Source organism: Gemmatimonadales bacterium (assembly GCA_030697825.1).
Classification (GTDB): Bacteria; Gemmatimonadota; Gemmatimonadetes; order Gemmatimonadales; family JACORV01; genus JACORV01.
On sequence record JAUYOW010000009.1, the window covers coordinates 1 to 1,595 of the forward strand.

Annotated in this window: 1 protein-coding gene; it reads left to right on the plus strand. The window is 68.0% G+C overall.

Features of this window, described 5'->3' with window-relative positions; genetic code table 11:
- Positions 1–1,595: TonB-dependent receptor plug domain-containing protein (locus Q8Q85_00265; GenBank protein MDP3772682.1), on the plus strand; the 1,595-nt coding region annotated here is incomplete at both ends.

Genomic DNA, 1,595 nt, shown 5'->3' on the forward strand with positions numbered 1-1,595 from the left:
TTCGCGCCGCTGGTGGAGCCGGGCGTCACGGGATCGCACACGACGCTCACGAGCGCGGACATCGAGGCGCTGCCGGTCGTCGGCATCGGCGGGGTGCTGCAGCTGCAGCAGGGGTATTTCCAGGTCCCGGAAAACACCGACGTCGTCTCGTTTACGGAGTCGCGGCGCAACACCCAGACGCCGGTGAGAATCCGCGGCGGCCGCGGCGGCGAAACCCTGACGATGATCGACGGCGTGCCGATCAACAACTTCGTGTTCGGCGGGCCGGCGTTCGACATCACGAAGGAAGCGGTCGAGCAGTTGAGCTTCGAGCGCGGCGGCTTCGAGGCGCAATACGGCAACGCGATGAGCGGCATCATCAACATCGCGACGCGCGAGGGCGGGACCGACCTGGCGGGGGCGCTCTCCTACCAGACGTCGTCGGTGGGCGGGATGCTGGGCAACCGGCCCGACGAGCTGCTCAACTTCGGCCAGTTCGAGGGGTTCCTGTCGGGACCGGTGCCGGGCTCGAACCAGCGGCTGCGGTTCATGCTCGCCGGCCGGCAGTCGTCGGGCCAGGACCGGGTGATGCGGTTCGACAACGACGTCCGCAACAACACCAACCCGTCCACGGCCGCGACGGCTCCGGACGTGCAGGACCTGATCCCGGGCCTGCGGGCCTTCGGATCCGACCAGTTGCGCGACATCTTCGGCAAGCTGACGCTGCACGTCACGCCGCAGGCCAAGTTGAGCGTGTCGGCGGTCAGCTACCAGCGCCAGCGCCTGCCGTTCAGCTTCGAATACCTCTTTGCGGCCTACAACTTCCTCGGCACGCCGGCGGTCCAGACCCTCACCGACAGCCTGGTGGTGGGTGGCGGCGAGCTGGGGGCGCGGGGGCCGGTGGGCGCCGCGCGCCTCGAGGACGTGGTGCAGGGCAGCATCCGGGCCGACCGCACGCTCTACATGGCACGGTGGGAGCACGTGATGGGCCGGTTCCTCTACAAGGCCGCCGTGGGCTACTTCGAGCAGGAGCGCAACACCTGCAACTTCTTCAGCGCGATCTGCATGGGTGACCGGTTCGCCGACGTCAACTTCTCGGGCACCCAGTTCGTGAGGCCGAACTCGGTCGGCAGCCCGATGGGCGGCGCCGACGACTTTTTCGGCGGCGAGCGGCTGCGCACGACGATGCTGCGCGGCGACCTCCAGTGGCAGGCGTCGGACCACCACAACCTGCAGTCCGGTATCTTCTACCAGAACCACAACCTGCGCTACCTCGAGGTCCTCAACCAGGGTGTGAACGCCCCCGTCATAATCCCCGGCGGGTACAACGCCAAGCCCTGGGACGCGGCCCTCTATTTCCAGGACCGGATCGAATACGACTTCCTGGTGGTAAAGCTCGGGTTCCGCTACGACTATGGACTCGCGGGCGGGCTGTTCTTCACCAATCCGCGTGACCCGCTCAACGGGACCAGCGCCCGCGAGGTCTGCAACGGGACGGCGTTCGGCAATACGTCGTGGTCCGACCCGTCGACGGGCCTGTCGGGCTTCGAGGCCTGCGCGCGCAACCGCACGCTGCTCGACAGCGCGGCGGCCATCGCGCGGCAGGACGACTTCTC